Below are 25,347 nucleotides of genomic sequence, written 5' to 3' on the forward strand. Positions count from 1 at the left end.
CAGCAGCACGCCGCACATTTTTTGTCGTTCAGTCGACATACGTCACATATCTGGCCATCAAGTTAGGCCGCTGAAATGTATCGATGCTGGCGACGCGTTGATGCATCTCCTTGACCACCTGTTTGAACGTCGCATCGTCCATGTCGATCCAGAAACGCGGGTTGCGACCGGTGAGGCGGTCGTATTCGGCGGTGGTCGGGTCGAGGTGGCGGTATTCCTCGTATTGCGGCAAGTCGGGCAAGGGGCGGCTGACGTCCATGTAGTTCTGGATGAAATCCCACAAGGCGCACGCGGGTTGCGTCTCGGGGCCGGGGCAAAGGAGGGCGCCGAAGTTGATCATGATGTTGCGGTAGCGGTGGGCGAGGTAGAGCACGTTCATCGGCATGCCCTGGCTGTCCGGGGAAGTGGCGATGTAGGCGTCGAACTCGTAGAACGGCGCAGTGAGTTCACCGATGGTGCCGTTCTTTTTATATTCACCGTTGTTTTTGTAGTCGAAGACGGTGACCAGGCCGGTGCGACGGTTAAGTTCCCAGATGGGGCCGCGGGAGGGTTTTATCCAGAGGTTGGGGAAGTGTTTGATGACTAATGAGCCGATTGCCCAGGATAGGAGTGGTACGCCGAAAAGCCACGAGTAGTACTCGAATATTGAACGTTTTGTTAGTTCCCAGAATGGTTCTGTTGTTGCTGAAGTCATCACGAAGTGACTTGGAATGCTAAATATTAAAATAAAGTAAAAGAACCATTTCCCCAAAAGCCTCATGTACAGCCAGAAGTGAGAGCTTCCGGGGAGTAGGGCATATCTAAAGCGTTCGTGGTCATCCCTGATGTGAAAGTCAATGTCTTCAAACGGACTCGGAGGGTAGGTCTCGGTTGCAATTTTCTCTTCGCCTTCGCTCTTGAGTTGTTCTTGGCTTCTAAGTTCTCTCGGAGAGTAATCCTCTACAAAACTTACTGGTGCTACCTCTTCCGTATTACCCCAAGGCAGTCTGGCCTTGGCAAAGCGCATGATCCACGGACGTTCAGTCGAACGTTCTTGCTGAGGTACCTCGCTCGCCCCATAGGCAGTTTCGGCGTACCACGATTCATTGATCATTAGTTGCTTCTCCGTGATTTATTTGACACGTCGTCTGCCCAGTAAAGTGCACCTTCACTGCCGAAGTCGGGTTTGTTGTGGGTTGCGTCGAATGGCGTGCCGTCCTTGGGTGGTGGCGTAGGAAAGTGCCAGCGTTGATTGTGTTCCTCCAGTACACACTGCGCTCTCACTTGCCATTGTTGTGCAATGCCCAATGAACCTGTGACCGAATCGAAGACGTAGCTCGGCGGGGTTTCAAAAAACAGTTCCAGACCTTGCGGTAGCAGCCGTTGTGCTTTGGGCGAGACGAGTTGGCTCTTGATCAGTTTCTTGAACGGCACGGTTTCACTTTTGATGCGTCCCCCTCTGAGCTCGAACGTATTGAGTCGGCAGTGAGCATTAATATTGATCGCGCCCAAGTGGGTGACCAATCCCGGCAAGTTGCTTTCTATACGAATGCAGGTGTTGGACGAAACCACCTGAAAAGGCGTCTTGGCGTGAATGTCATGTTTGGCATTGGGGACGAATTCAGGGTTGCTGTCGATGTTGATGCGAATGTCGGCAAACAAACTGATCAGGTAGTAGAAACCGCGTTGCGGCTCCAGCAGGTGCGCATTGTCGGAATGAACTTGCGTGCCGAACGGGCCATTCACCAGCCATTCCTCAATGGGCTTATCGGTGAGCCACCAGGCCAGTCCGGCACCGATCACGATCAATATCAGCGCTGCCCAGCCACCGGGACCCAGACCCAGAAAGGTGACGGTAGGAATGACCAGATTGCTGAGCGCGCTGATAGCGCCACCCGCGGCCATTATCAGATACGCCCAGCCGGCGTCATCGCCCCATTTCCACGCGTACCAAGCGTCGTACAAGCTAATGGCTGTTAGAACCAAACCACTGGTTATTTGCGCAACCAGTCGCACGGTAAATTTTCTAACCAAACGTTTGGCGAAAGAACGAAAGATTTTTCTCGCTGACTCCTCTGAAATAGTGAACAGCACCTTGCGACCAGCCGCTAAAACAGATTGGGTGCCGGCGAGTTTCACCGTAAGCATTTCCAGCGCAATGGCCAAATCGAAAGCTGCACCAGCAAAGCCAGCACTTACACGAAATGAACCTTTCTCCCGTGTTACCTGCTCCCGCCCCTGCCACTCCATCCGCACATTCCAAACCTCCAACATCAAAACCCCCGCCGCAAACGGCAACGAGTTCAGCACCCGATAAACCCGGCTGTTCCCCAACGCCGCATGCTCATCCACGCCCTGCTGCAACGCGCTTTTCACTTTCGCGCTGTCTGCCCCCCGAGCTTCCACATCCTCTTTATGCACCCCATTAATCCGCTGATTCAGCACACTAAGATTGCGCACCGTCGGATGCTCCGCCGGCATCGCCAGCAGTTTGTGATCACTACCACGAAGGCGGGAGGGCGTCTCGAACGCATCCATATTCCCCGCCTTCAGCAGCGGCTCGCCATGAGCACTCAAATATTCCCCGATCACCCGCCGTGGCCGCTGCTCGCCGGACGGCACATCGGACAGGCCGAAGAGGTAGACACGCTGCGGATCAGCGTCACGCCGATTGATGAAATACGCCTCGCCAAAAGTGTCGGGCATCAAGCTGCGCAGCAGCCCCACGCCAAGCCCATGCAGATAGGTGCTGGTGTGGGCGTGGGTGGTCTGTGGTCCGGACGGTCTGTTCACCGCGCTGCTGGCGGTTTCGACGGCCCCCGCCAGATTTTCGTAAATGCTGACCAACGTCCCGACCGCCGCTTTCGATTGGCCGGTGAGTGTGCTGCTCAGGCTACCGCTAGCCAGCAGGCCTTCGAGCAAATGACCGTCAAGGTGTTCGACCTGCGGGTAATAAGGTCCCGGATCGCTTTCGAACACGGCGAGATGATCGGCGCGCAACCGACCATCCCCGTTGTTAACCGTTTTCTCGCTGGGCGGCAGATAAGGCACGTCCAGTGCGGCGTTATCGACGGCGGGCCAGAGCATTTCGTGCAGCGGGTGCGCCGGGTCGTGGGCGATGTCGTTGAGCAATGCCTGGCCGACGCTGGCCTGGGGGCTGTAGAGGCTCAAACCGGTCACGGCGTTGGTGGCATCGCCATTACTGGACAGCGGATCGAGTTGCGCGGGCACGGTGGCGAGGGCCGCTAAGGTCTGGCTGACGGCAAACAGTGCGGCGAGGTAGTCAAACCCGTCCAGGCTCAAATGATCGGCCAGGGTTTGCTGCGTCACCGGTTGTTGCAGGCAGTCGGCAAGCAGCGCCTGCGCCATGCTCAATTGTTGCCAGAGCAGGGCGCGTTCGGCGGTGGCGGTGAAGCGGTTGATGTCGCGACGGCCAGCCTCTTTCACTTTGTCGAAACAGGCATGCAGCGGGTTTTTTTGACCGCCGATCGTCGCCGGCACAATCAATTGCTGGACCATCACGGCGCTGGCGTGGTGGGGGTGCAGGCTGGCGCGTTCGGCATACAGCGTCAGCAGTTGCTGTTGCTGCTGGATCTGCGACACCAGATGCCGCACGCGGTAGCGTGGGTCTTCCAGCAGCACGCCGCACAAGCGCCGTTGCCGAGCCGCTTCCAGCACATCGACGACGGTGGGCTGGGGTTGCCAGAGATCCGCTTCATCGGTGGGCGGGGTTATTTCACGCAGTTGATCCAGCAGCGTGGCGAGGCAGTCGGCCCAGGCGCTGGTTTCTAGCGTTTCAGGTAACGCGGGTGTGGCACCTTGCTCCCACTGATCAAGGCAGTCCTTGGCTTCGGTTATACGCTGCGCCGCGAATTGCCCCGAGAGGTCGCACACGTAACGCCCCGGATGGTCCAGCAGGTATTCGAAACCGCTTTGGCGTGCTCGTTGTGGGGCGATCAGACTGACCGGAAAGGCCCGCTCGGCGAGGTTGCGCCAGGTGACGGTGGCTTTCGTTGCGGTATCGGACGCTTGCGCGTCCCACGCGTTGATGCCGCTGAAGGCCTCCAGCATCGCCTGCCCATCGGGCTTCTCGTCGAAAATCCGCTTGAATGCGTGACTCTCGCATTGCAGCGTGGGGCTCTGACACCGTTGGGCGCGCAACGCCGGGTCTTCCTCGAGGCGTTTGAGGCGTGCAGCGCTGAGCTGGATTTCGCTGAAACACAGTTGCACGGCGTCGGCAGCTTGATTATTCCAGGTGGCGGGGAGCCAGATGTCGCTGAGGTCGACACCGCTCGCTTGTCGGTAATCGCCGCTGAATCCGTCATTCTGGCGATACGTCTGCAGGTCGACGTCGCGGTAAGTTGTGAGCTCCTCGTCCTGTTGTACTTCCAGCTCTCGCCAGAGGCGATCACGGTAAAACACATAGACATAACCGCTGCGGCACAATACCGGCGTGCCCAGGTCGTCGCGGCTGCGAGTACCGGGCAGTGCGGCGAACGGCAGGACCGGCACGATCTGATTCCACTGGGCTTCCAGTTGACGCGGGGTGACCCGCACGTCGTCCAGCAACGGCAGGCGAATCGGCGGCCCTCGGGTGGTGGCAATTTCCAGCCACAGCTGATGCTTGAGTTGTGCCGACCAATCCCACACAAACAACTCGCTGTGGACGCTGGTCAAACGCTCGGTTTCGCACACCGCCTCATCGGTCAGGGCCTGGAGTGGTTCGAGGCCGGACTGATCAACGATCACCAGGCGCTGGTTTTTCGAATGAGCAGTGCCAATGACTTGAACAATCAGCTTGTCGGGCTCGCAGCAGGGACCACCGGTCAACTTCCCGAGGCGGGTCATGACTGAGCCTGCGTGCAGTGGGTGCTCAGGAATGCGCTGATGGCGTCACTGTCGTCGATGCCCTGGGTCAGCGCTTGTTCCAACAACTCATTGGCCTGCACAAATGAGTGCTGTGGATGTTGCTGCCACCAGTCATAGAGAAACTGTTCATTGCGCTGGCGCGTCAAGGCGTGTTCCTGGGCTGCGCTCAGAACCATCGCCCGGTGTGTCCGCTCAATGCGCCAATCCGACGCGTGGAGGTTGTTCAGTTGCTGCCAGCCGGTTTCACCTGTCGCTTGGGTGGCCCACGTCGCGCCGAACCAGCGCAGAGCATTGATCGGGCCCAACCACAGGCTAAGGTCTTGCGCCGAACAGGCGCCAAAAAAATAGCTGGCGACGGTCGGGTTGCTGTAACGCAGCACGCCTTTGCGTTGCTGGTCGAACTTGACGATTAGAATCTGGCGTAAATGAGCGAGTACAGAGGGCGTGTCACAGGCGCTTTCGATCATCAGGCCGGGCCATTCAGCCGGGGTTTGCTCGATCGCCTGATTGAGCGTTGGCTGGTTGTTCAGCCTGACCAGCAGGGGGCTGTGCTCGGCGAAACTGTTGAGTGAAGTGCCGGCGAACAGCCTCTGGGTGTCGGGATGTGTCGACATGCTGTAAAGGGTTTTGAGCTGAGCGGCCGGGCGCTCCAACAGAATCCAGGTATTCATGGTCGAGCTCCATAGCCCAAGGCTTTACGGCATTGGCAGTCGCTTAGCGGGCAGTCCATCGGCGTTCCACCGCTGGGCATCTGGCAGAGTTCAATCAAGGCTTCGTCGCCGAGTAGTTGTTTGAGTAGTGCGGTTGAAACCGTTTCGGGGAGTGGCGGTTCGCTCGTGTCGAGCGCCACCGGGGCCGCCGCCATGAGCGGCATCGGTGCACCGCCTGCCTGAATGGGCACACTGCTGAAAACCCCTGCTGAATTGATCGTGATCCACGCACCGCCGGCCTGGATCGTGGCGCTGGCGCCGCCATCGATGACAATGTTTTGGCCGGCACTGAGGTGGATCTGCTGTTGAGCGCTCAACCGATGGCTGGTGGCGCGAACATGACGGTCGCCATGCACCGTCAGGTGGTCGTCTTGCCTGATTTCCGTCAGTCGGTTGCCGTGGGTGATGTGCTGTTCTTCTGCGTGCAGTTCATGACGGGCATTGCCCCCGACTACGATGCTGCGCTGGCTGTCGACTTGCACCCGCTCGTCGTTCAGCACGTGTTGTACGTAATCGCGCTGGGCGCGGATGGAAATTTCCTCGGCCCCCTTGCGATCTTCGATGCGCAGTTCGTTGAAGCCTCCGCCGCCGGGGCTGCTCTGGGTTTTGAACACGCTGCGGGTTTTGTCGGCGGGCAGGTCGAGTGGGGTCGGGTTGGCGCCGTTTGGCAGGCAGGCGACGATCAACGGTTTGTCCGGGTCGCCTTGATAGAAGCCGACGATCACTTCCATGCCGACACGGGGTATCAGCACGCTGCCGTAACGATCATGGGCCCAGCCGCTGGCGACTCGCACCCAGCAACTGGAGTGATCGTTGTGATCGCCGTCGCGGTCCCAGGGAAACTGAATACGTACGCGGCCGTACTCGTCGCAATGGATTTCTTCGCCTGGCGGGCCGCAGACCACGGCATGCTGGTAGCCGTTGATCGTGGTTTTTGGATGGTCGAGCGCAGGTCTGAAGGGCACCTCCCATGGTGTGGCGAGAAAGGTGTTGCGGTAGCCCTGAGAAAACTCGCCGCTTGAGGGCGTGATGGTCGACTCCTGGAGCACTTGCGGTTGTTTGCCGATGTGGATGACTTCGGTCAGCAACCACAAGTCATTCCATTCCTGGCGCGGGTGGTCGGTCAGGGGAAGGAAATGACCACTGAGCAGCATTGGCTGGTCGCTGCGTCCAGCGGCTTGTCGATAATCGCTGCGGTGCCGTTCAAGTGCGCGTCTCGCACGATGTTTGCCGTGTTCGCGATCGGTGAATTGGCCCGGAAATCCGTAGTCTTCGAGACGCAGCTGCGAAGGATCTTTCGCGGCGCTCTCCAATTGCAGCAAAGGCTTCTCGAAGTCGTAATCTCGACGAGTCACGCCAGAGCTGCGGGTTTCCATTGCGACGCAGAAGGCCTTGATCACCGGGGCATCGGCGACCAGTCCGCTGTCTTGCAGGTAAGCGGTGGGATGGTGAAGTCTGGGGAACACTGTTTGATCATCCCCGAACACCAGCATATGCCCCTCGCGGCTGTGCTCAAAGTGGTAGTGCAGGCCTTCTTCTTCGCAAAGTCGTTGCAGAAAATGCAGGCAACTCTCGCCGTACTGGACGCAATAGTCCCGTGGACGGTAGTCCGTGCCGAGGGCAAAGCGGTAGGAATCGCCGAGGATTCCTTGGGCTTCCAGTACTTCAGCGATGATCTTCGGCACGCTCAGTTTCTGGAATATTTTCTGATCGAAACGGTGACCCAGGTAGGCAAGGCTGGGCATCAGGCTGAGCTGATAGTGTGTCAGGCGTTTGCCTGAGTCGCCTTGGCCGACGCTATAAACCTGACCGTGAACTCCGGCGCCGTGGCGATCAAAGCCGAGGAATGCCGGGCGATGCAGAAGGCTTTCCAGGTCCAGGTCGGGACGCTCGCTGACCAGTTTCAGATCGAAGCGAAAGGGTTGGCTGATGGCTTCCTTTCCAGTGAACTCAAGAACTTGCAGGTCGTGGGTGAAACCCTCGATGTCCAGGAGGAAAGAGGCTTGGTTGGCAGGGCTGAACATCACACATCCCTTGTGCTGATTTAGAAGGGCGGGACTGTGAATGAGTGAATTTGGAATTGATGCAGGGCAATTCTGCTTCTAGTGTGGGAATAGTGTTTTTACTTGGTAGGATTTTTCTTTGAGAAGTTTTCCTCTCTTTGATGCTGTCAAAACGGAATTGGACGGCATTCAGTCCGCCAGGCGGGCTGCCGTGACAGCCTGATTACGTTATACTCGCCGGCTTTCAAAAGTTCGCCAACGAGTGCTGCCCGCCATGGAAATCAACCCGATCCTTAACAGTATCAAGGACCTGTCCGAGCGCTCCGAAACTATTCGGGGGTATCTTTGACTACGATCAAAAGCATGAGCGTCTGACTGAAGTCAATCGCGAGCTTGAAGATCCGTCTGTCTGGAACAACCCTACATACGCTCAGGAACTGGGCCGCGAGCGCTCCTTGCTGGCGCAGATCGTCGAAACCCTCGACGAAATGCATTCCGGCCTGGCCGACGCCAAAGACCTGCTGCTGATGTCCGCTGAAGAAGAAGACCAGGCTGCCGTCGATGACGTCGCTGCCGAAGTCGAGCGCCTGCGCGAGTCGCTGGAAAAACTCGAATTCCGTCGTATGTTCAGCGGTGAAATGGATGCCAACAACGCCTACCTGGACATCCAGGCCGGCTCCGGTGGCACCGAGGCTCAGGACTGGGCCAACATCCTGCTGCGCATGTACCTGCGCTGGGCTGACAAACGCGGTTTCGACGCAACCATCATGGAACTGTCGGCCGGTGAAGTCGCCGGGATCAAGGGCGCTACCGTGCACATCAAGGGCGAATACGCCTTTGGCTGGTTGCGTACCGAAATCGGCGTGCACCGTCTGGTACGCAAGAGCCCGTTCGACTCCGGCAACCGTCGTCACACCTCATTCTCGGCCGTGTTCGTGTCGCCGGAAATCGATGACAACATCGAAATCGATATCAACCCGTCGGACCTGCGTATCGACACCTACCGCTCCTCGGGGGCCGGTGGTCAGCACGTAAACACCACCGACTCGGCCGTACGTATCACCCACGTACCGTCCAACACCGTGGTCAGCTGCCAGAACGAACGCTCCCAGCACGCCAACAAAGACACCGCGATGAAAATGTTGCGGGCGCGCTTGTACGAGCAGGAAGTGCAGAAACGCAACGCCGCTTCCCAGGCCCTGGAAGACACCAAGTCCGACATCGGCTGGGGTCACCAGATCCGCTCGTATGTACTCGATGCGTCGCGAATCAAGGATTTGCGCACTAACATCGAACGCAGCGACTGCGACAAGGTGCTCGACGGCGACATCGACGAATACCTGGTGGCCAGCCTGAAACAAGGCCTGTAAGACATGCAATACGGGATCGACTGAGACACCCCACGATCCCTGTAGGAGCCGGCTTGCCGGCGATCCCCAGGCCGCAGGCCTGGGGGCAACGAACCCGTGATGGAATATTTAAAGACATGAGCGACTTAGAACTCGACCCGCAAGCCCTGCAACAGGAAGAAAACTCCCTGATCGCCCTGCGCAAGGAAAAGCTTGCTGCCGAGCGCGCCAAGGGCAATGCCTTCCCGAATGACTTCCGCCGCGACAACTACTGCAATGACTTGCAGAAACAGTACGCGGACAAGACCAAGGAAGAGCTGGCAGAGGCTGCAATCCCGGTCAAGGTTGCCGGTCGCATCATGCTCAACCGTGGTTCGTTCATGGTGATCCAGGACATGACCGGTCGCATCCAGGTCTACGTCAACCGTAAAACTCTGTCCGAAGACACCCTGGCCGCGGTGAAAACCTGGGACATGGGTGACATCATTGCCGCCGAAGGCACCCTGGCCCGTTCCGGCAAGGGCGATCTGTACGTCGAAATGACCAGCGTGCGCCTGCTGACCAAGTCGCTGCGTCCGCTGCCGGACAAGCACCATGGCCTGACTGACACCGAGCAGCGCTACCGTCAGCGTTACGTTGACCTGATCGTCAACGAAGACGTGCGCCAGACCTTTCGCGTGCGTTCGCAAGTCATCGCGCACATCCGCAGCTTCCTGATGCAACGTGACTTCCTGGAAGTCGAAACGCCGATGCTGCAAACCATCCCGGGCGGCGCAGCGGCCAAGCCGTTCGAGACTCACCACAACGCGCTGGACATGGGCATGTTCCTGCGAATTGCGCCTGAGTTGTACCTCAAGCGCCTCGTTGTTGGCGGTTTCGAGAAAGTCTTCGAGATCAACCGCAACTTCCGTAACGAGGGCGTTTCGACTCGTCACAACCCTGAATTCACCATGTTGGAGTTCTACCAGGCGTACGCCGACTACGAAGACAACATGGACCTGACCGAAGAACTGTTCCGTGAACTGGCGCAGCTGGTTCTGGGCAGCACCGACGTGCCTTACGGCGACAAAGTGTTCCACTTCGGTGAACCGTTCGTGCGTCTGTCGGTGTTCGACTCGATCCTCAAGTACAACCCTGAGCTGACCGCTGCCGACCTGCAAGACGTCGACAAGGCTCGCGCCATCGCCAAGAAAGCCGGCGCCAAGGTGCTGGGCTTCGAAGGTCTGGGCAAGCTGCAAGTGATGATTTTTGAAGAACTGGTCGAGCACAAGCTGGAGCAGCCGCACTTCATCACCGAGTACCCGTTCGAAGTGTCGCCACTGGCCCGTCGCAACGATGACAACCCGAACGTCACCGACCGTTTCGAACTGTTCATCGGCGGCCGTGAAATCGCCAACGCCTACTCCGAGTTGAACGACGCGGAAGACCAGGCCGAGCGTTTCATGGCTCAGGTAGCGGACAAGGACGCGGGCGACGACGAAGCCATGCACTACGACGCCGACTTCGTTCGCGCGCTGGAGTACGGCATGCCGCCAACGGCGGGTGAAGGCATCGGCATCGACCGTCTGGTGATGCTGCTGACCAACTCTCCGTCGATCCGCGACGTGATCCTGTTCCCGCACATGCGGCCGCAAGCGTAAGTGTTTCAATTAAAAAGCCGCCTTTTCAGGCGGCTTTTTATTGCCTGTCTGGTACAAACGTATCAATTTGTTGCTTTCATCTGAAAGGAAAGACCTGTCGTGAATCATGCAATGGCTCAAGAAGGTGCAGCGGGTATCGCCACTGCGGTCGCTGAAAGTGTTCAGTACCAGGGCCGCAAGGCCAGCCGACAGGGCAGCGAGCAGCGTCGGCAGGTCATTCTCGATGCGGCGATGCGCATTGTCGTGCGCGATGGTGTGCGGGCCGTGCGTCACCGCGCGGTGGCCGCTGAAGCCGGTGTGCCACTGTCAGCGACCACCTACTATTTCAAGGACATCGATGACTTGCTCACCGATACCTTCGCTCAGTACGTGGAGCGCAGCGCGGCGTTCATGGCCAAGCTGTGGGTGAACAACGAAGGCCTGCTGCGCGAGATGGTGGTCAGTGGCGACGGCAGCCCGCAGGCGCGTTCGAAACTGGCGGACGATATTGCACGGTTGATGACGGACTATGTTCACCGCCAACTGATCAGCCGTCGCGAGCACTTGATGGCGGAACAGGCGTTCCGCCAAGAGGCTTTGTTGAACCCGCGTCTGGCGGAGTTGGTGCGCGCGCATCAGCAAATCCTTCTCCAGGGTACGCTCCAGCTTTTCGAGGTATTGGGTTCGCGTGAACCACAAGAGGATGCCAAAGTGTTGACGGCGATTATCGGACGGATGGAATATCAGGGCCTGCTCAACGACGCCGAGCCTGTGGGTGAAGTAGAAATGCTCGATATCCTCAATCGTTACATGCACTTGGTATTGGCCTCGGTGTAATCCCAGTGGGCACCAAAACCCCTGTAGGAGTGAGCCTGCTCGCGATTGCGGTTTAACATTCAACATCGATGTTGGCTGACACACCGCTATCGCGAGCAGGCTCACTCCTACAGGCGGCCGGTGGCCGCTTGAGGACTGCGTTGTGTTCATAGGGAGTGTTGAATGAAAGCCTGGCGCGTCGTGGTGATCGCCTTGTCGTTCCTGCTACTCAGTGGCTGCCTGGTGACCTTCAAGGAACCTCTGCCCGCAAGCGAGCCCGCGCCCAAAGGTTTGCTCGGCAAATGGACCAGCACCAACGCGTGGGGCGAGCCGATGAACCTGGAACTGAGGCGCATCGGCGACAATCGCTATCAGGCCGTCAGCTACTTCAAGGCCAAACCCGGCGAACGTGAAGCGTATCCTTTCACCGTCTCGCGTCATGGCAGCCGCTGGTATCTGTCGGCGAAGATACCCGCCAGATTCGGTGGCCATTTCACCATTGCCGGTTTCGAGATCACGGATAAGCATGAACTGGTGGTCTACAACCTCGATATCGAGCAGATCAACCAGGCCCGCGGACAAAACGTCTTGAGCGGCGAAGGCTTCCAGACCGACGACGGCGACGGCGTATTGGTCAACAATGCGATGGATCAGGTCTTCAGCTACCTCGACGATCCGGCCAATTCCGATGTCTTCGTCGAAGCCGTGCGTTATCAGCGCTTGGCCAAAAGCAAATAAACCCAGCACATAACGGTTTTTCTACAGGAGTTACGGGTGGACGAATACCAGCAGACGATACGCATTTTGTCCGATCGCATTGTGCTGGCGCAGACGCCGATTCGCGTCCTCGATGCGGTCAAGTGGGACGACAGCATCCGCCAAGGGTTCCTCAAGGCCAAGGGCAAGGAAATGCCGGCCATTGACCGCGATTACTACCTCAATCGGCCACTGTCGTTCGATTCCAGCAAAGTGAAACTGGAATTCCAGAACATCGAACGCGACATTACCCGTCAGCTCGGCCAGTTCAACCCGGTTGGCCAGATCATGCGCCGCATGTGCAAGGAATACCGGATGGTGGTGCGCATGCTTGAAGCGCGCGGCACTGAGGATTTCGGCCTGATTTCCCAGGAACTGTACGGCGCAGCCTCCGACGCGTTCCACGCCGGCGACCCGACCCTGGCTGATCTGGGGTTGATGCTTTCCGATTACTTGAACAACATCGACGGCCGTGGCGATCTCAAGGATGAGCCAAAAATCCTCACGGCCAAGGAAGCCGTGCACCTGTTGCAAACCCGATTGAACAAGGTGTTTGGCGAGGCCGAAGAGACCATTCGGGTATTTGAGTCCGACGGGATCGTCGCCGATGCGGCAGCCGGTGCCGACTACATCAAGATCCGCGCCGATGCGATGTTCAACGATCGCGACGTGCGTGCCCTGGAAGTGCACGAAGGGCTGGTGCATGTCGGCACCACGCTCAACGGCTTGAACCAGCCGATTTGCACCTTCCTGTCCAAAGGTCCGCCGTCGTCGACGGTGACTCAGGAAGGCCTGGCGATCCTGATGGAAATCATCACGTTCGCTTCCTACCCGAGTCGCTTGCGCAAACTGACCAACCGCACTCGCGCCATTCACATGGTGGAGGAGGGCGCGGACTTCCTGCAGATCTTCGAATTCTTCCGCGAGCAGGGCTTCGAGATGGCGGAAAGCTACGGCAACGCCAGTCGGGTGTTCCGCGGTTCAGTGCCAAACGGCCTGCCATTTACCAAAGACTTGTCCTACCTCAAGGGCTTTATCATGGTTTACAACTACATTCAGTTGGCCGTGCGTAAAGGCAAGCTTGAGCAGATTCCGCTGCTGTTTTGCGGCAAGACCACGCTGGAAGACATGCGCACGCTACGCCAGTTGGTTGATGAAGGGTTGGTGGTGCCGCCCAAGTATCTGCCGGATCAGTTCCGCGACCTGAACGCGCTGTCGGCGTGGATGTGCTTCTCCAACTTCCTCAATCACCTGAGCCTGGACCGGATCGAAGCGGACTACTCAAACATCCTGTGAACAACAAGGGCCCTGTAGGATCAAGCTTGCTCGCGATGGCGGCTTAACATTCACTATTGATATCGACTGACACGACGCCATCGCGAGCAAGCTCGGCTCCTACAGGCACAGTGTTCTAACCCCTGTTTGCGCGAGGTTTCAACGGATGAGATTCCTCGGCATTTTGTGCCTGCTTCTGACCTTGAGCGGTTGCAGCTCCCTGCTGTTCTACCCCGAGCCCGGCCAGCTGTTCACCCCGGAAAAAGCTCATCTCGAATACCGCGACGTCACCCTTGTCACCGCTGACGGCCTCAAACTCAACGCCTGGTGGTTGCCAGCCAAGAACGGTGTCGAAGTCAAAGGCACGGTGCTGCACTTGCACGGCAACGGCGGCAATTTGCCGATGCACCTGGGTGGGAGCTATTGGTTGCCCAAGCACGGCTATCAAGTGTTGCTGATCGACTATCGCGGCTACGGCTTATCCGAAGGGAAACCAAGCCTGCCGGCGATTTATCAGGACATTGACGCCGCGTTCAAATGGCTCGATCAGGCACCCGAGGTCAAAGGCAAGCCGCTGATCCTGCTCGGCCAAAGCCTCGGTGGCTCGATGGCCGTGCACTATCTGGCTCAACACCCCGAACGCCAGACACAACTCAAGGCGTTGGTCCTTGACAGCGCGCCCGCCAGCTATCGCAGTGTCGGCCAATATGTCTTGAGCACCTCATGGCTGACTTGGCCGTTCCAGGTGCCGTTATCCTGGCTGGTGCCGGACGGTGACAGCGCAATCAACTCGATGGCGCAGATCAAAGATGTGCCGAAACTGATCTACCACAGCATCGACGATCCGATCGTGCCCCTTTCCAACGGCATCCGACTGTATCAAGCTGCGCCGCCGCCACGCGTGCTGCAACTGACCCGAGGCGGTCATGTGCAGACGTTCGTCGACCCGGTCTGGCAGAAAGTCATGCTGCGTTATCTCGACGACCCGCAGCATTTCAACGGCCTGCGCCGCTTGGGTGAAATCCCCAATTACCCGGCACCCCCGAATTCAGAAGATGAACCACCAGAGAGCCCGCAATGAGTGAAGAACGTAACGCCATTCCGCTGATCATCACCGGTATCTGCAGCATCCTCGGCACCGTTGGCGCCTTGTGGTACTACGGCTACCTGCATTTCGCCAAGCCTGAGGATGCGTTGCTGCTCAGCGACTTCACCATGCTCAAGACCGTGCCGGGCGAAGACTACAAAGTCTCCCTCGAACCGGCCGCGCAAGTGGCCCAGTGCATCGATGGCGTGCTGGTGCTGTTCGACACCGAGCAAAAAGGCCTGACCGGCGTGTTGATCAACAACAAGAAAAAAGCCGTGCGCTGCATGGGGCAGGAAACCTCGCAGAAGCTGGAGCAATAACCCGGTCCTGCATTCACCATCGACCTACTGTAGGAGTGTGTTTTGCCCAATGAAAAAGCCCCGTCTGATCGACTCAGGCGGGGCTTTTGTGTTTCAGCAGGTGTTGTTTAGTTCGAACTCACCGCCGAACGCGGGATCACTGGCTGGTTATCATTGGAAATGGTCACCTCAACCCGACGGTTCATCGCCCGGCCCGACACGCTGGAATTCTCCGCGACCGGGTACTCCTTGCCGTAACCCTGAGCGACGATGCGCGCTGGATCAACGCCCATCTTCACCAGCGCTACGCGCACGGAACCGGCTCGACGCTCCGACAACGACTGGTTGTGGCTCTCGGTGCCGGTGCTGTCGGTATAACCCTCGACGATCGCTTTGCGATCCGGGTTTTCTGAGAGGAACTGCGCCAGTTTGTTGATGTTCACCAGACCGCTGGATTTCAGGTCAGCCCGGTCGGTGGCAAACAACACATCACCAAACGTCACCAAGGTGCCGCGGTCGGTTTGCTTGGCGTTCAGGCTGTTTTGCAACTGCTTGATCTGTGCATCTCGCGCGTCCAGACGCGCCTGGGCACGTTGCGCCGAAGCGTTTTTCAGATTGGCTTCAGCGGTGCGCAGAGCGATGGTCTGTTTAGCCACTTCAACGCGCTGATTGGTCAGGTAAGCCAGTTGGTCGACCGTGGCCTGATCTTCCTTGTCCAGGTAAGCCTTGTCGGCTTTGTCCAGGTAATCACTGGCGTCTTTGGTTTCCAGCGCCGCGACTTTGCTGGCTTGCGGATTGGCTTGCAGGCCGCTGTAATTGGTACGCGCCTGTTCCAGGTTCGCGTTAGGCGGAGTCGAGCAGGCCGCCAGGGCAACGCTTGCAGCGAGGAGAGCGGGGATCATCAATTGAGTACGCATAATCGTTCGTCCTTTCTATCGGTAAGAGCTTCAGGTCTGGGGGCTGGATGCGCGCTTACTGCACGGTGCGCTGACTTTCCTGACGCAGTTCCTGAACACCTTTCTGAGAATCCTTGAGCGTCTGTTCGGCTTTCATCGCCTGAGCCTTGCGTTCAGCAATGCGAGCGTCCCACTCGGCCTGTTCGGCCAGCATCCGGGCCTCGTCATATTTTTTGTCGTGCATGGCAATTTCGGCTTGTTTGAACTTGTCTTGCGCGGACTTCATCTCCACGGCTGCAAATTCAGTTCCGCCGGCACTGACAGCGTCGTTGACGGCGGATTGGGTGACGGCGTATTGCTCGGTCGGCGGGTTGCCTGCGCAACCGGCCAGAATGAAACTGCTGCCGATTGCCAAAGCCGCCAGTTTCAGGCCGCGCAAGTGGGTGAATGAGGTGTTGGCAGTTCGGGTTTTCATGGTCTTCAACTCCATTGGAATAACTCCTGAAAAACTTGAATATCCATCCTGGTCTGGAGCCGTAGCCGACATACTTGATGCGCGAAATGAAACGACCGTACCAGGCGTGGTTACTGGGTACGACCCGAGGCATTTTTTAAAAGTTCAGACAAATTGATTCCGCCAGAGAAAAAGCAGGTACGTCTCTAAGACGGGGACTTTGGCGGTGCGAGGTGGTATACCCAAACTTTTTAACGCTTGGAAATACGCCATTTTTGAAGGTTATTACATCTCCTGTGGGAGCAACCTGTGGCGAGGGGGCTTGCCCCCGTTGGGCGGCGAAGCAGCCCAGAAATCTCTGACGCACCAACGATCTTATGAGTGCTACGCACTCAAACGGGGCGATGCGGCGTTCCGACAAGCCCCCTCACCACAGGGCTCACACAGTTTTATATCGGCAGAATCAGTGTTTTTGCTTGTCGCTACCCGACGATAAATCGTGCAAATGACGACGGGACAAGGCGAGAAAACGCGGCGTGGGACCAACGTCTTCGTACAGCGGATCACCTTCTTCGTCAGTGGCCACAACGGTCGAACCCTTCACGTAGGGAAAGCTTTTTTCGAGCTCTTCCAAGGCAGCGCCGATCAGTTCGCCCAGAAGCTCTTCGGGTTGGCGTTTGGGGTACATTTCAGTAATGGCCGCCAGCCGTGCGGCGGCTTCCATGTCCAGATGAATCGTGTAGCCCGTTTCAGTCAGGCGACCCTTGGCGTTTTCTTCCCAATGTTGGGCAAGCTCGCGAATTTTCATGGTGACCTCAGTGCGTTCCTGCTCGTGGCAGGCCATGTCAGTGACCGGCTGTGGCCGGCGAAAGCCGTTATGCGGCTTTCTCTTCAGACTAGCTTCTACGCGGTAGGTTTGAAGTCCCTTCGTCGTTTGCTTGTAAGAACGGCTTTACGGCGGCACTCTTGGGGACAAAGCATGATGTTTATGGCCGCCCGGATTTTTGCTGGAGAACTGCTGATGACCGATATTGATGCACGCTTGCGCGAAGACGTTCACCTGTTGGGTGAGCTGCTGGGCAACACCATTCGTGAACAGTACGGGGATGGCTTTCTCGACAAGATCGAGCAGATCCGCAAAGGCGCCAAGGCTGACCGTCGCGGTTCGATGGACGCCGAACTGAGCGCCAGCCTCAACCAATTGAGCGAAGACGAGTTGCTACCGGTGGCGCGGGCGTTCAACCAGTTTCTCAACCTGGCCAACATCGCCGAGCAATATCAGCTGATTCACCGCCGCGAAGCCTCGCAACCCGCACCATTCGAGGCGCGAGTGTTGCCGGAACTGCTCGCTCGCTTGCGCGCCGAAGGACACAGCGCCGACGCCCTGGCCCGGCAATTGGGGCGACTGGAGATCGAGTTGGTGCTGACCGCGCACCCGACCGAAGTCGCGCGCCGCACGCTGATCCAGAAGTACGACGCGATTGCCGCGCAATTGGCCGCACAAGACCACCGCGACCTGACCCCGACCGAACGCGAGCAGATCCAGGCAACATTGCAGCGCCTGATCGCCGAAGCCTGGCACACCGAAGAAATCCGCCGCACCCGTCCGACTCCGGTAGACGAAGCCAAGTGGGGATTCGCGGTGATCGAACATTCGCTGTGGCAGGCCATCCCCAATTACCTGCGCAAGGCCGATAAAGCCCTGTATGACGCCACCGGCCTGCGCTTGCCACTGGAGGCTGCGCCGATTCGGTTCGCCTCGTGGATGGGTGGCGACCGCGACGGCAATCCCAACGTAACGGCTAGCGTCACCCGCGAAGTGTTGCTGCTGGCGCGCTGGATGGCCGCCGATTTGTATGTGCGAGATGTCGATCAACTGGCCGCAGAGTTGTCGATGCAACAAGCCAGCGAGGCATTAAAAGCCAAGGCCGGGGACAGCGCTGAACCGTATCGCGCCGTGCTTAAACAGCTGCGCGAACGCCTGCGGGCGACGCGTAACTGGGCGCACGCGTCCTTGACGACGACCACTGCGGCACCGGCCGGTGTGCTGCAAAACAACCGCGACCTGCTTGATCCGCTGGAGGTGTGCTACCACTCGTTGCATGAATGCGGCATGGGCGTGATCGCCGACGGCCCGTTGCTCGATTGCCTGCGTCGGGCGGTGACCTTCGGCTTGTTTCTGGTGCGCCTCGATGTGCGTCAGGATTCGTCGCGGCACACCGCGGCCATGACTGAAATCACCGATTACCTGGGCCTCGGTCGCTACGAAGATTGGAGCGAGGACGAGCGCATCGCGTTCCTGATGCGCGAACAGAACAACCGTCGGCCGTTGCTGCCGGCGTATTTCAAGCCGTCGGCCGATACCGCCGAAGTACTCGCAACCTGCCGGGAAATCGCCGCCGCCCCTGGCGCATCGCTCGGTTCGTATGTGATCTCCATGGCTGGTGCCGCCTCCGACGTGCTCGCCGTGCAACTGCTGCTCAAAGAAGCTGGCGTGCTGCGGCCGATGCGCGTGGTGCCGCTGTTCGAAACCCTTGCGGACCTCGATAACGCCGGCCCGGTGATCGAAAAACTGTTGCTGCTGCCGGGCTATCGTTCGCGCTTGCAAGGTCCGCAGGAAGTGATGATCGGCTACTCCGACTCGGCCAAGGATGCCGGCACGACAGCGGCGGCCTGGGCGCAGTATCGGGCACAGGAACGCTTGGTCGACATCTGCCGTGAGCAGCAAGTGGAACTGCTGTTGTTCCACGGTCGTGGCGGCACCGTGGGGCGTGGCGGCGGTCCGGCGCACGCGGCGATTCTGTCGCAGCCACCGGGTTCGGTCGCCGGGCGTTTCCGCACCACCGAACAAGGGGAAATGATTCGTTTCAAATTCGGCCTGCCAGACATCGCCGAGCAAAACCTCAACCTGTACCTGGCCGCAGTACTGGAAGCGACCCTGCTGCCACCGCCACCACCGGAGCCTGCCTGGCGCCATTTGATGGACGAATTGGCCGCCGATGGCGTCAAGGCGTACCGCGCCGTGGTGCGTGAGAACCCGCAATTTGTCGAGTATTTCCGCCAGTCGACGCCGGAACAGGAACTGGGGCGTTTGCCACTGGGCAGTCGCCCGGCCAAACGCCGCGCCGGCGGGATCGAAAGCCTGCGCGCGATTCCGTGGATCTTCGGCTGGACCCAGACGCGCCTGATGTTGCCGGCCTGGCTGGGCTGGGAAGCCGCGTTGAGCAAGGCGCTGGAACGCGGTGAAGGCGAGCTGTTGGGACAGATGCGCGAGCAATGGCCGTTCTTCCGCACCCGCATCGACATGCTGGAAATGGTCCTGGCCAAAGCGGACGCTGACATCGCTCAATCCTACGATGAGCGTCTGGTCGAGCCGGATTTGCTTCCTTTGGGTGTGCATTTACGCGACCTATTGTCGCAGGCGTGTGCCGTGGTCCTTGGGTTGACTGGTCAGTCGCAGCTACTGGCACATAGCCCTGACACCCTCGAATTCATCCGCTTGCGCAACACCTACCTCGACCCGCTTCATCTATTGCAGGCGGAGTTGCTGGCCCGTTCGCGACAACAGGACGTGGCGCAAGGCAGCCCGGTAGAACAGGCGTTGCTGGTGTCTGTGGCGGGGATTGCCGCGGGTTTGCGAAATACCGGGTAAGGTTTTTGCCGTGGGGCGAGGCACACGGCGCGGGCATCGAGTGCCTGTTGGCGAGGGCCGAAAAAGGTCGGTCAGGCGACAGTTAATGATGGGGTTGCGACTTGGGGCACTCCATCGAAAGGTCACATGAGGGGGCGGTTTCTCCGACTTTCGGCGGCTTGTGTGGGCAGGATCTGCTGTGTATCTTGAGCAGCCTTTGGCCGTTTGGGCGGCCACGACCCTATTTTGAGATTGGCCCCACGAGGCGAATCTGACGTTAACCATATAAAAATTGAGGAGCACATCGATGCGCGTCATTCTGCTGGGAGCTCCCGGGGCCGGTAAAGGTACTCAGGCTAAGTTCATCACCGAGAAATTCGGCATTCCGCAAATCTCTACTGGCGACATGTTGCGTGCAGCCGTCAAGGCCGGTACCGAACTGGGCCTGATCGCCAAGAGCGTCATGGACAGCGGCGGTCTGGTCTCCGATGACCTGATCATCAACCTGGTCAAGGAACGCATCAGCCAGGCCGATTGCGCCAACGGTTTCCTGTTTGACGGTTTTCCGCGCACCATTCCTCAGGCTGAAGCCCTGGTGAAGGCCGGCGTCGAGCTGGACCACGTGTTGGAAATCGACGTCAAAGACGAAGACATCGTCCAGCGTATCGCCGGTCGTCGTGTTCACGAGGCCAGCGGCCGCGTGTACCACATCGTCTACAACCCGCCGAAAATTGCCGGTAAAGACGACATCACCGGCGACGAGCTGGTACAGCGCAAAGACGACACCGAAGAAACCGTGCGTCATCGCCTGTCGGTCTACCACGCCCAGACCGAGCCTCTGGTGAAGTTTTACCAGGAGCTGTCCGCCGCTCAAGGCAAACCGAAGTACAGCCACGTCGAAGGTGTTGGCTCGGTTGAAGCGATCACCGGCAAAGTGCTTGAAGCACTGAGCTAAAAAAACGCTTCATCTTCTACGGCCCGCTTGCGGGCCGTAGTTGTTTATACTGGCGCACTTTTTCTGACCTCTCTTACGGAAACATCGATGAGCACCTTGCTGGCCCTGGACACCGCGACTGAAGCTTGCTCCGTTGCCTTGCTGCATGAAGGCAAAGTCACGAGCCATTACGAGGTGATCCCGCGCCTGCATGCGCAGAAGCTGTTGCCGATGATTCAGCAATTGCTCGCCGATGCCGGGACCACCCTGCAAGCGGTTGATGCCATCGCCTTCGGTCGTGGGCCGGGCGCGTTTACCGGTGTGCGAATCGCCATTGGTGTGGTGCAAGGCTTGGCGTTTGCCCTGGATCGTCCGGTATTGCCGGTGTCGAACCTGGCGGTACTGGCGCAACGCGCGTATCGCGAACACGGTGTGAGCCAGGTGGCGGCCGCCATCGATGCGCGGATGGATGAGGTGTATTGGGGTTGTTACCGCGAAACGGCGGGGGAGATGCGCCTGGTGGGCAAGGAAGCGGTGCTGCCACCGGAGGTGGCGGCATTGCCGGCGGATGCCAGCGGCGAGTGGTTTGGCGCGGGCACGGGTTGGGGGTATGCCGAGCGTATAGCCGTCAGCCTGACCGGGCACGACGCGGGCATGTTGCCGCATGCCGAAGACCTGCTGACGCTGGCTCGATTTGCTTGGGAACGCGGTGAGGCGATTGTCGCAGATGAGGCGCAACCGGTTTACCTGCGCGATAAAGTGGCGACGCCTAAGGCTCGTTGATTTCTAACAGTGAGTTGGTGCCATCGCGGGCAAGCCACGCTCCCACAGTTTTTGAGCCGACCGCGGATTTTGTGAACCACACAAATCCTGTGGGAGCCTGGCTTGCCCGCGAGGGCGATCTACCCAGCGCAGCCAATCGTCGATTTATACCCGCAGCTTTAAACCTTTTCCCGATTCTGTGTTCTAGTTATCACCGAGCGGTTTGCGAAGTGGGTAATGCGCCACTAGACTGCCATCATTGAAACCGGACATGTACTCATGCGTATAGACGGCGTTTCCTCTCAGTCCTATCCCATCAAGCGCAAGCCTCGCAAAGGCCCTGTGGCGGAAGACGATTATGTCGATATCGACGGTGAGCTGGAAATTCCCTCCGAAGAGCAAATGGCTGCCCGTGCTGCCAAAGCCTCTGCGCAACGCCTGAGCAATCTCCCCGCTCGTCAGCAAGACATGATCTACCAGCGCGCCATGAGCAAAAGTGTCGCCACGGCACTCGCCAGTTACCTGAGCACGGCCAGTTTTGTCGATTGGGATACGGATGTGCTGGGTCTCGACCTGTACATCTGATGCGGCTGCCTTACTACCTCGGCTGCCCGTCCTGGAGTGAAAACGCCTGGCGCGATTACCTCTATCCGCCCGACGCGAAACCCGCCGAATTTTTAAATCTCTATACCCAAATATTCAACGCCGTAGAAGGCAATACGACCTTCTACGCGAGCCCGGCTGCCACCACGGTGCAGCGTTGGGCTGAGGCTATGCCCGAACACTTTCGTTTCACGGCCAAATTCCCCGGTGACATCAGCCACGGCGGTGACCTGCGCGAGCAACTGACTGCCGCCGAAACCTTTGTGCAATTGCTCAGCCCCTTGGGTGAGCGGGTTTCGCCGTTGTGGCTGCAATTGTCGAAAAGCTTTACGCCGCAACGATTGCCCGAACTGGCCGCTTTCATTGATGCGCTGGAGCGACCGCTGGCCGTCGAGGTGCGCCACGACGCGTTCTTTGACAAGGGGGATGCCGAGCGAATGCTCAATCGCCTGCTGCTGGATCGCGGTGTCGAGCGTATCTGCCTCGATCCGCGCGCGCTCTTCAGTTGCCTGTCGACTAATCCTTCAGTGCTCCACGCCCAATCGAAAAAGCCCAAAGTGCCGCCGCGCCCGGCAGCATTCACCCAGTTCCCGCAGGTCCGTTTCATCGGCCATCCCCAACTGGAAGCCAACGATCCGTTTCTGCTGCCGTGGGTCGAGAAAATCGCCGCGTGGATCGAAGAGGGCCGCACGCCCTACATCTTCTTGCACACGGCCGACAACCTGCTGGCCGCCAAGCTGGCACAGCGTTTTCACGCACAATTGATGCTGCGTTTGCCTGGCCTGCCGCCACTGCCTGAGCTATACAGAGAACCCGCAGCGGAGCAACTTGGCTTGCTCTGAGGCGGATTCGTACCCCTTTTCAGGAGCCTGCCAATGGACGCGCAAACCCTTCGAGCCCAGGCGTTCAAAGCACTGCACGAACGCGCTGGCGCTTTTGTCATTCCCAACCCGTGGGACGCCGGCTCGGCGAAGATGCTTGCCAGCCTGGGGTTCGAGGCGCTGGCGACCACCAGCGCCGGTTACGCCTTTTCCAATGCACGCCCCGACGGCGCGATGACCCTGGACGATACGCTGGCGAATGTCCGTGCGATTGTCGCGGCGACTAATCTGCCGGTGGCGGTGGATCTGGAAAACGGTTTTGCCGACGACCCCGCCAAGTGCGCCCAAAGCATTTTGCGCGCGGCGGAGGCCGGTGCTGTCGGCGGCTCTATCGAAGATGCCACGGGCCGCGAAGCCGCGCCGATCTACTGCTTCGAACATGCCGTGGCGCGCATTGAAGCGGCGGTGGCGGCGGCGCGCAGCTTGCCGTTCCCCTTCATGCTGACCGCGCGTGCCGAGAACTTTCTACACGGCAATCCGGATCTCACCGACACTATCCGCCGCTTGCAGGCGTTCGCCGAGGCGGGGGCCGACGTGCTCTATGCGCCCGGGCTGCGCAGTGCTGAAGACGTGTTGGCAGTGGTCCGTGCGGTGGCGCCTAAACAAGTCAATGTGTTGATGTCCGGCGGGTTGAAATTGACGGTCGAGCAGTTGAGCGAAATGGGCGTCAAACGCGTCAGCGTCGGTTCGGCGCTGGCCCTGGCGGCGTATGGCGAGTTTTTCCGCGCGGCCGAAGAGATCAAGACCTCGGGCACCTTCGGGTTTACCTCGCGGTCCATGCCTTATGCGCAGGCAAACCAATTGTTCAAAGGCTGATGGCAGGGTTTTGCTGAGTTTTACGCAGCGATGCGCAGGTTTTGCAGAACGATCGGGCGAGCCCAGCCGCTATCGAAGTCGAGTTGTTTCTGTTGTTCCACCAGCTCTTGGTGGGAGAACGGCGGGAAGGGTTTGTCCAGCAGGTCCATTTCGAATTCGGCGATCGGCAGGTGCAGCGGACGTGGCTGCGGCGCCGGGCTGGCTTGCGGCACAGGTTGGCCGGCGGTGAGCACGATGGGGCGGACCCAGCCGCTTTCGAAGTCCTGTTGTTTTTGCTGAGCGACGATTTCTTCCGCCGGGAACGGTGGGGCGGGTTTGTCGGCCAGGTCCATTTCGAACTCGGCAATCGGCAAAAACAGCGGCTCGGGCGGTCGGACCACGGTTTCGGTCACGTTGCATTCGCGCTGGGAAACGATGTGCGCCAGCAGCTCGCTGCCAACCGTCGGTTCGACCGGGCTGTTGAGATCGACCGGTGGAAATTTGAGCGACTCTGGTACCCCATCACCCGGCTGATCGGCCAGTGCCCGGGCAAAAAAATCTTGCCATAGGTGACTGACACCGCCCAGCGCTTGGGTATTTCGCAGGTTGTAATTGCCGTAGGGCGAGATAAAACCTGTGATTGTGGTTTGAAAGTCTGACATTTCTCTCGGTCGACGCTCAGCTCTGGCAAAATGCCTATCAGTTTTGTTATCGGCCGTTTTTGCCGATCATTAATTTTTTGAGCGTGTTTTCCGATGATTGATCAACCGGCGGTTTGCCGCATCCACGTCGAGGCCCTGGGCACGAACTTTCAGCCACAAGCCGAGCAATGGGCCGAGCGCCTGGGCTTGCCGTTGCGGGTGGATGACGGCGAATTTGCCTTGCAGGTCGGCGAGCAGGGTTTGCAGCTGCAACAGCTCGGGGCGGATGCACCGGGGCCGGTGCGGGTGGACTTCGTCGAAGGCGGGGCGGCGCATCGCCGGTTGTTCGGTGGTGGCACGGGGCAGATGATCGCCAAGGCCGTTGGCATCGCGCAGGGCGTGCGTCCGCGTGTTCTGGATGCCACGGCGGGGCTGGGCAAGGATGCGTTCGTGCTGGCGAGCCTGGGCTGCGAGATGAGCCTGATCGAGCGTCAGCCGCTGATCGGTGCCTTGCTGGAGGATGGCCTGGCGCGCGGCGCGGAAGATTTCGACGTGGCGCCGATCGTGGCGCGGATGAAGTTACTCAAGGGCAACTCAATCGAGGTGATGCGCAATTGGGAAGGGGAGCCGCCGCAGGTGATCTACCTCGACCCGATGTTTCCCCATCGTGAGAAAACCGCGTTGGTGAAGAAGGAAATGCGCCTGTTCCGGCCGTTGGTGGGTGATGACCCGGATGCGCCGGCATTGCTGGAAGCCGCGTTGGCATTGGCCAGTCATCGGGTGGTGGTCAAGCGCCCGCGCAAGGCGCCGTGCATTGCCGGACCCAAGCCGAGTCATGCGCTGGATGGCAAATCCAGCCGGTATGATATTTACCCCAAGAAAGCGTTGAAGCCTTAAAGACCGTGTCGCCCCCTTCGCGGGCAAGCCTCGCTCCTACAGAAGCCCCGCCGTCCCTGTAGGAGCGGGCTTGCCCGCGAAGGCGCCTAAC

Annotated in this window: 22 protein-coding genes; 14 read left to right on the plus strand and 8 right to left on the minus strand. The window is 59.0% G+C overall.

Translation table 11 applies throughout. The features are described 5' to 3' along the window. Nucleotides 1-28: 28 nt before the first annotated feature. Genes ACA048_RS05405 through ACA048_RS05420 form a run of 4 tightly spaced genes read right to left on the minus strand, consistent with a single transcriptional unit; the run spans nucleotide 29 to nucleotide 7,582 of the window. Nucleotides 29-1,093: a hypothetical protein gene (locus tag ACA048_RS05405; protein WP_497628247.1), complete on the minus strand. Its 1,065-nt coding sequence runs from the start codon at nucleotides 1,091-1,093 to the stop codon at nucleotides 29-31. Further along, nucleotides 1,093-4,827 (minus strand): toxin VasX, encoded by a 3,735-nt coding sequence (locus ACA048_RS05410; RefSeq protein ID WP_497628248.1) that lies wholly within the window; start codon nucleotides 4,825-4,827, stop codon nucleotides 1,093-1,095. Before ACA048_RS05410 ends, ACA048_RS05405 begins: the two co-directional genes overlap by 1 nt. Then, entirely contained in the window at nucleotides 4,824-5,519 is a 696-nt protein-coding gene (locus tag ACA048_RS05415) for a DUF4123 domain-containing protein (RefSeq protein ID WP_497628249.1), read from the minus strand. Before ACA048_RS05415 ends, ACA048_RS05410 begins: the two co-directional genes overlap by 4 nt. After that, a complete protein-coding gene (locus tag ACA048_RS05420; RefSeq protein WP_497628250.1) occupies nucleotides 5,516-7,582 on the minus strand; it encodes a type VI secretion system Vgr family protein in 2,067 nt (688 codons plus the stop codon). Before ACA048_RS05420 ends, ACA048_RS05415 begins: the two co-directional genes overlap by 4 nt. A gap of 253 nt (nucleotides 7,583-7,835) precedes the next feature. On the opposite strand from ACA048_RS05420, the gene prfB reads away from it, so the two are divergent. From prfB to ACA048_RS05455, 7 genes are all read left to right on the plus strand, one after another. Beyond that, nucleotides 7,836-8,931, plus strand: a protein-coding gene (gene prfB / locus ACA048_RS05425) for a peptide chain release factor 2 (RefSeq protein WP_266010021.1) whose coding sequence is annotated in 2 segments (ribosomal slippage) — nucleotides 7,836-7,907 and nucleotides 7,909-8,931 — 1,095 coding nt in all. Because the reading frame shifts where the segments join, the coding sequence is not laid out codon by codon here. A gap of 116 nt (nucleotides 8,932-9,047) precedes the next feature. Beyond that, nucleotides 9,048-10,550: a lysine--tRNA ligase gene (lysS, locus tag ACA048_RS05430; protein WP_477789332.1), complete on the plus strand. Its 1,503-nt coding sequence runs from the start codon at nucleotides 9,048-9,050 to the stop codon at nucleotides 10,548-10,550. 99 nt (nucleotides 10,551-10,649) lie between these two features. Then, the gene (locus ACA048_RS05435) at nucleotides 10,650-11,366 is read left to right on the plus strand and encodes a TetR/AcrR family transcriptional regulator (RefSeq protein ID WP_497628251.1); all 717 of its coding nucleotides are present in this window, start codon (nucleotides 10,650-10,652) and stop codon (nucleotides 11,364-11,366) included. 162 nt (nucleotides 11,367-11,528) lie between these two features. Beyond that, entirely contained in the window at nucleotides 11,529-12,083 is a 555-nt protein-coding gene (locus ACA048_RS05440) for a hypothetical protein (protein WP_497628252.1), read from the plus strand. A gap of 36 nt (nucleotides 12,084-12,119) precedes the next feature. Next, a complete protein-coding gene (locus ACA048_RS05445) occupies nucleotides 12,120-13,397 on the plus strand; it encodes a flavohemoglobin expression-modulating QEGLA motif protein (RefSeq protein WP_223511974.1) in 1,278 nt (425 codons plus the stop codon). Nucleotides 13,398-13,542: 145 nt separating this feature from the next. Then, on the plus strand, nucleotides 13,543-14,457 hold the full coding sequence (locus ACA048_RS05450) for an alpha/beta hydrolase (RefSeq protein WP_497628253.1): 915 nt from the start codon (nucleotides 13,543-13,545) through the stop codon (nucleotides 14,455-14,457). Continuing rightward, nucleotides 14,454-14,783, plus strand: a complete 330-nt coding sequence (locus ACA048_RS05455; protein ID WP_497628254.1) for a PA3694 family proteiin — start codon at nucleotides 14,454-14,456, stop codon at nucleotides 14,781-14,783. Before ACA048_RS05450 ends, ACA048_RS05455 begins: the two co-directional genes overlap by 4 nt. A 107-nt stretch (nucleotides 14,784-14,890) precedes the next feature. Here ACA048_RS05455 and lptF read toward each other — a convergent pair whose 3' ends face one another. From lptF to ACA048_RS05470, 3 genes are all read right to left on the minus strand, one after another. Continuing rightward, entirely contained in the window at nucleotides 14,891-15,679 is a 789-nt protein-coding gene (gene lptF, locus ACA048_RS05460) for a lipotoxin F family OmpA-related lipoprotein LptF (protein WP_497628255.1), read from the minus strand. A gap of 55 nt (nucleotides 15,680-15,734) precedes the next feature. After that, entirely contained in the window at nucleotides 15,735-16,148 is a 414-nt protein-coding gene (locus ACA048_RS05465; RefSeq protein WP_497628256.1) for a DUF4398 domain-containing protein, read from the minus strand. A gap of 427 nt (nucleotides 16,149-16,575) precedes the next feature. Further along, nucleotides 16,576-16,920, minus strand: a complete 345-nt coding sequence (locus ACA048_RS05470) for a pilin assembly protein (protein ID WP_497628257.1) — start codon at nucleotides 16,918-16,920, stop codon at nucleotides 16,576-16,578. A gap of 213 nt (nucleotides 16,921-17,133) precedes the next feature. Here ACA048_RS05470 and ppc point away from each other — a divergent pair, with 213 nt between their 5' ends. From ppc to ACA048_RS05500, 6 genes are all read left to right on the plus strand, one after another. Next, entirely contained in the window at nucleotides 17,134-19,764 is a 2,631-nt protein-coding gene (gene ppc, locus ACA048_RS05475) for a phosphoenolpyruvate carboxylase (protein WP_497628258.1), read from the plus strand. 286 nt (nucleotides 19,765-20,050) lie between these two features. After that, complete coding sequence (adk, locus tag ACA048_RS05480) at nucleotides 20,051-20,698, plus strand: adenylate kinase (RefSeq protein WP_027924949.1); 648 nt, start codon at nucleotides 20,051-20,053, stop codon at nucleotides 20,696-20,698. 87 nt (nucleotides 20,699-20,785) lie between these two features. After that, nucleotides 20,786-21,460 (plus strand): tRNA (adenosine(37)-N6)-threonylcarbamoyltransferase complex dimerization subunit type 1 TsaB, encoded by a 675-nt coding sequence (gene tsaB / locus ACA048_RS05485; RefSeq protein WP_497628259.1) that lies wholly within the window; start codon nucleotides 20,786-20,788, stop codon nucleotides 21,458-21,460. Nucleotides 21,461-21,718: 258 nt separating this feature from the next. Further along, the gene (locus tag ACA048_RS05490) at nucleotides 21,719-22,024 is read left to right on the plus strand and encodes a hypothetical protein (protein ID WP_497628260.1); all 306 of its coding nucleotides are present in this window, start codon (nucleotides 21,719-21,721) and stop codon (nucleotides 22,022-22,024) included. Continuing rightward, nucleotides 22,024-22,884: a DUF72 domain-containing protein gene (locus ACA048_RS05495; protein ID WP_497628261.1), complete on the plus strand. Its 861-nt coding sequence runs from the start codon at nucleotides 22,024-22,026 to the stop codon at nucleotides 22,882-22,884. Before ACA048_RS05490 ends, ACA048_RS05495 begins: the two co-directional genes overlap by 1 nt. Before the next feature lie 33 nt (nucleotides 22,885-22,917). Beyond that, entirely contained in the window at nucleotides 22,918-23,739 is an 822-nt protein-coding gene (locus tag ACA048_RS05500; RefSeq protein WP_497628262.1) for an isocitrate lyase/PEP mutase family protein, read from the plus strand. A 20-nt stretch (nucleotides 23,740-23,759) separates the two neighbouring features. Here ACA048_RS05500 and ACA048_RS05505 read toward each other — a convergent pair whose 3' ends face one another. Continuing rightward, nucleotides 23,760-24,380 (minus strand): energy transducer TonB, encoded by a 621-nt coding sequence (locus ACA048_RS05505; RefSeq protein WP_497628263.1) that lies wholly within the window; start codon nucleotides 24,378-24,380, stop codon nucleotides 23,760-23,762. A 93-nt stretch (nucleotides 24,381-24,473) separates the two neighbouring features. Between ACA048_RS05505 and ACA048_RS05510 the strand changes: the two genes are divergently transcribed. Beyond that, nucleotides 24,474-25,256 carry a class I SAM-dependent methyltransferase gene (locus ACA048_RS05510; protein WP_497628264.1) on the plus strand — a complete coding sequence of 261 codons (783 nt, stop codon included), beginning with the start codon at nucleotides 24,474-24,476 and terminating at the stop codon, nucleotides 25,254-25,256. Nucleotides 25,257-25,347: the final 91 nt, after the last annotated feature.

The organism is Pseudomonas sp. LBUM1659 (assembly GCF_059716045.1).

Excerpts from the sequence above, each read along its gene's own strand:
- ppc (WP_497628258.1), top strand. The coding sequence starts at position 17,134 with ATGACCGATATTGATGCACGCTTGCGCGAAGACGTTCACCTGTTGGGT.
- ACA048_RS05495 (WP_497628261.1), top strand. The coding sequence starts at position 22,024 with ATGCGGCTGCCTTACTACCTCGGCTGCCCGTCCTGGAGTGAAAACGCC.
- ACA048_RS05405 (WP_497628247.1), bottom strand. The coding sequence starts at position 1,093 with ATGATCAATGAATCGTGGTACGCCGAAACTGCCTATGGGGCGAGCGAG.
- ACA048_RS05410 (WP_497628248.1), bottom strand. The coding sequence starts at position 4,827 with ATGACCCGCCTCGGGAAGTTGACCGGTGGTCCCTGCTGCGAGCCCGAC.
- ACA048_RS05510 (WP_497628264.1), top strand. The coding sequence starts at position 24,474 with ATGATTGATCAACCGGCGGTTTGCCGCATCCACGTCGAGGCCCTGGGC.
- tsaB (WP_497628259.1), top strand. The coding sequence starts at position 20,786 with ATGAGCACCTTGCTGGCCCTGGACACCGCGACTGAAGCTTGCTCCGTT.
- ACA048_RS05490 (WP_497628260.1), top strand. The coding sequence starts at position 21,719 with ATGCGTATAGACGGCGTTTCCTCTCAGTCCTATCCCATCAAGCGCAAG.
- ACA048_RS05470 (WP_497628257.1), bottom strand. The coding sequence starts at position 16,920 with ATGAAAATTCGCGAGCTTGCCCAACATTGGGAAGAAAACGCCAAGGGT.
- ACA048_RS05500 (WP_497628262.1), top strand. The coding sequence starts at position 22,918 with ATGGACGCGCAAACCCTTCGAGCCCAGGCGTTCAAAGCACTGCACGAA.
- lysS (WP_477789332.1), top strand. The coding sequence starts at position 9,048 with ATGAGCGACTTAGAACTCGACCCGCAAGCCCTGCAACAGGAAGAAAAC.
- ACA048_RS05420 (WP_497628250.1), bottom strand. The coding sequence starts at position 7,582 with ATGTTCAGCCCTGCCAACCAAGCCTCTTTCCTCCTGGACATCGAGGGT.
- ACA048_RS05465 (WP_497628256.1), bottom strand. The coding sequence starts at position 16,148 with ATGGAGTTGAAGACCATGAAAACCCGAACTGCCAACACCTCATTCACC.
- lptF (WP_497628255.1), bottom strand. The coding sequence starts at position 15,679 with ATGCGTACTCAATTGATGATCCCCGCTCTCCTCGCTGCAAGCGTTGCC.
- adk (WP_027924949.1), top strand. The coding sequence starts at position 20,051 with ATGCGCGTCATTCTGCTGGGAGCTCCCGGGGCCGGTAAAGGTACTCAG.
- ACA048_RS05455 (WP_497628254.1), top strand. The coding sequence starts at position 14,454 with ATGAGTGAAGAACGTAACGCCATTCCGCTGATCATCACCGGTATCTGC.
- ACA048_RS05450 (WP_497628253.1), top strand. The coding sequence starts at position 13,543 with ATGAGATTCCTCGGCATTTTGTGCCTGCTTCTGACCTTGAGCGGTTGC.
- ACA048_RS05440 (WP_497628252.1), top strand. The coding sequence starts at position 11,529 with ATGAAAGCCTGGCGCGTCGTGGTGATCGCCTTGTCGTTCCTGCTACTC.
- ACA048_RS05505 (WP_497628263.1), bottom strand. The coding sequence starts at position 24,380 with ATGTCAGACTTTCAAACCACAATCACAGGTTTTATCTCGCCCTACGGC.
- ACA048_RS05415 (WP_497628249.1), bottom strand. The coding sequence starts at position 5,519 with ATGAATACCTGGATTCTGTTGGAGCGCCCGGCCGCTCAGCTCAAAACC.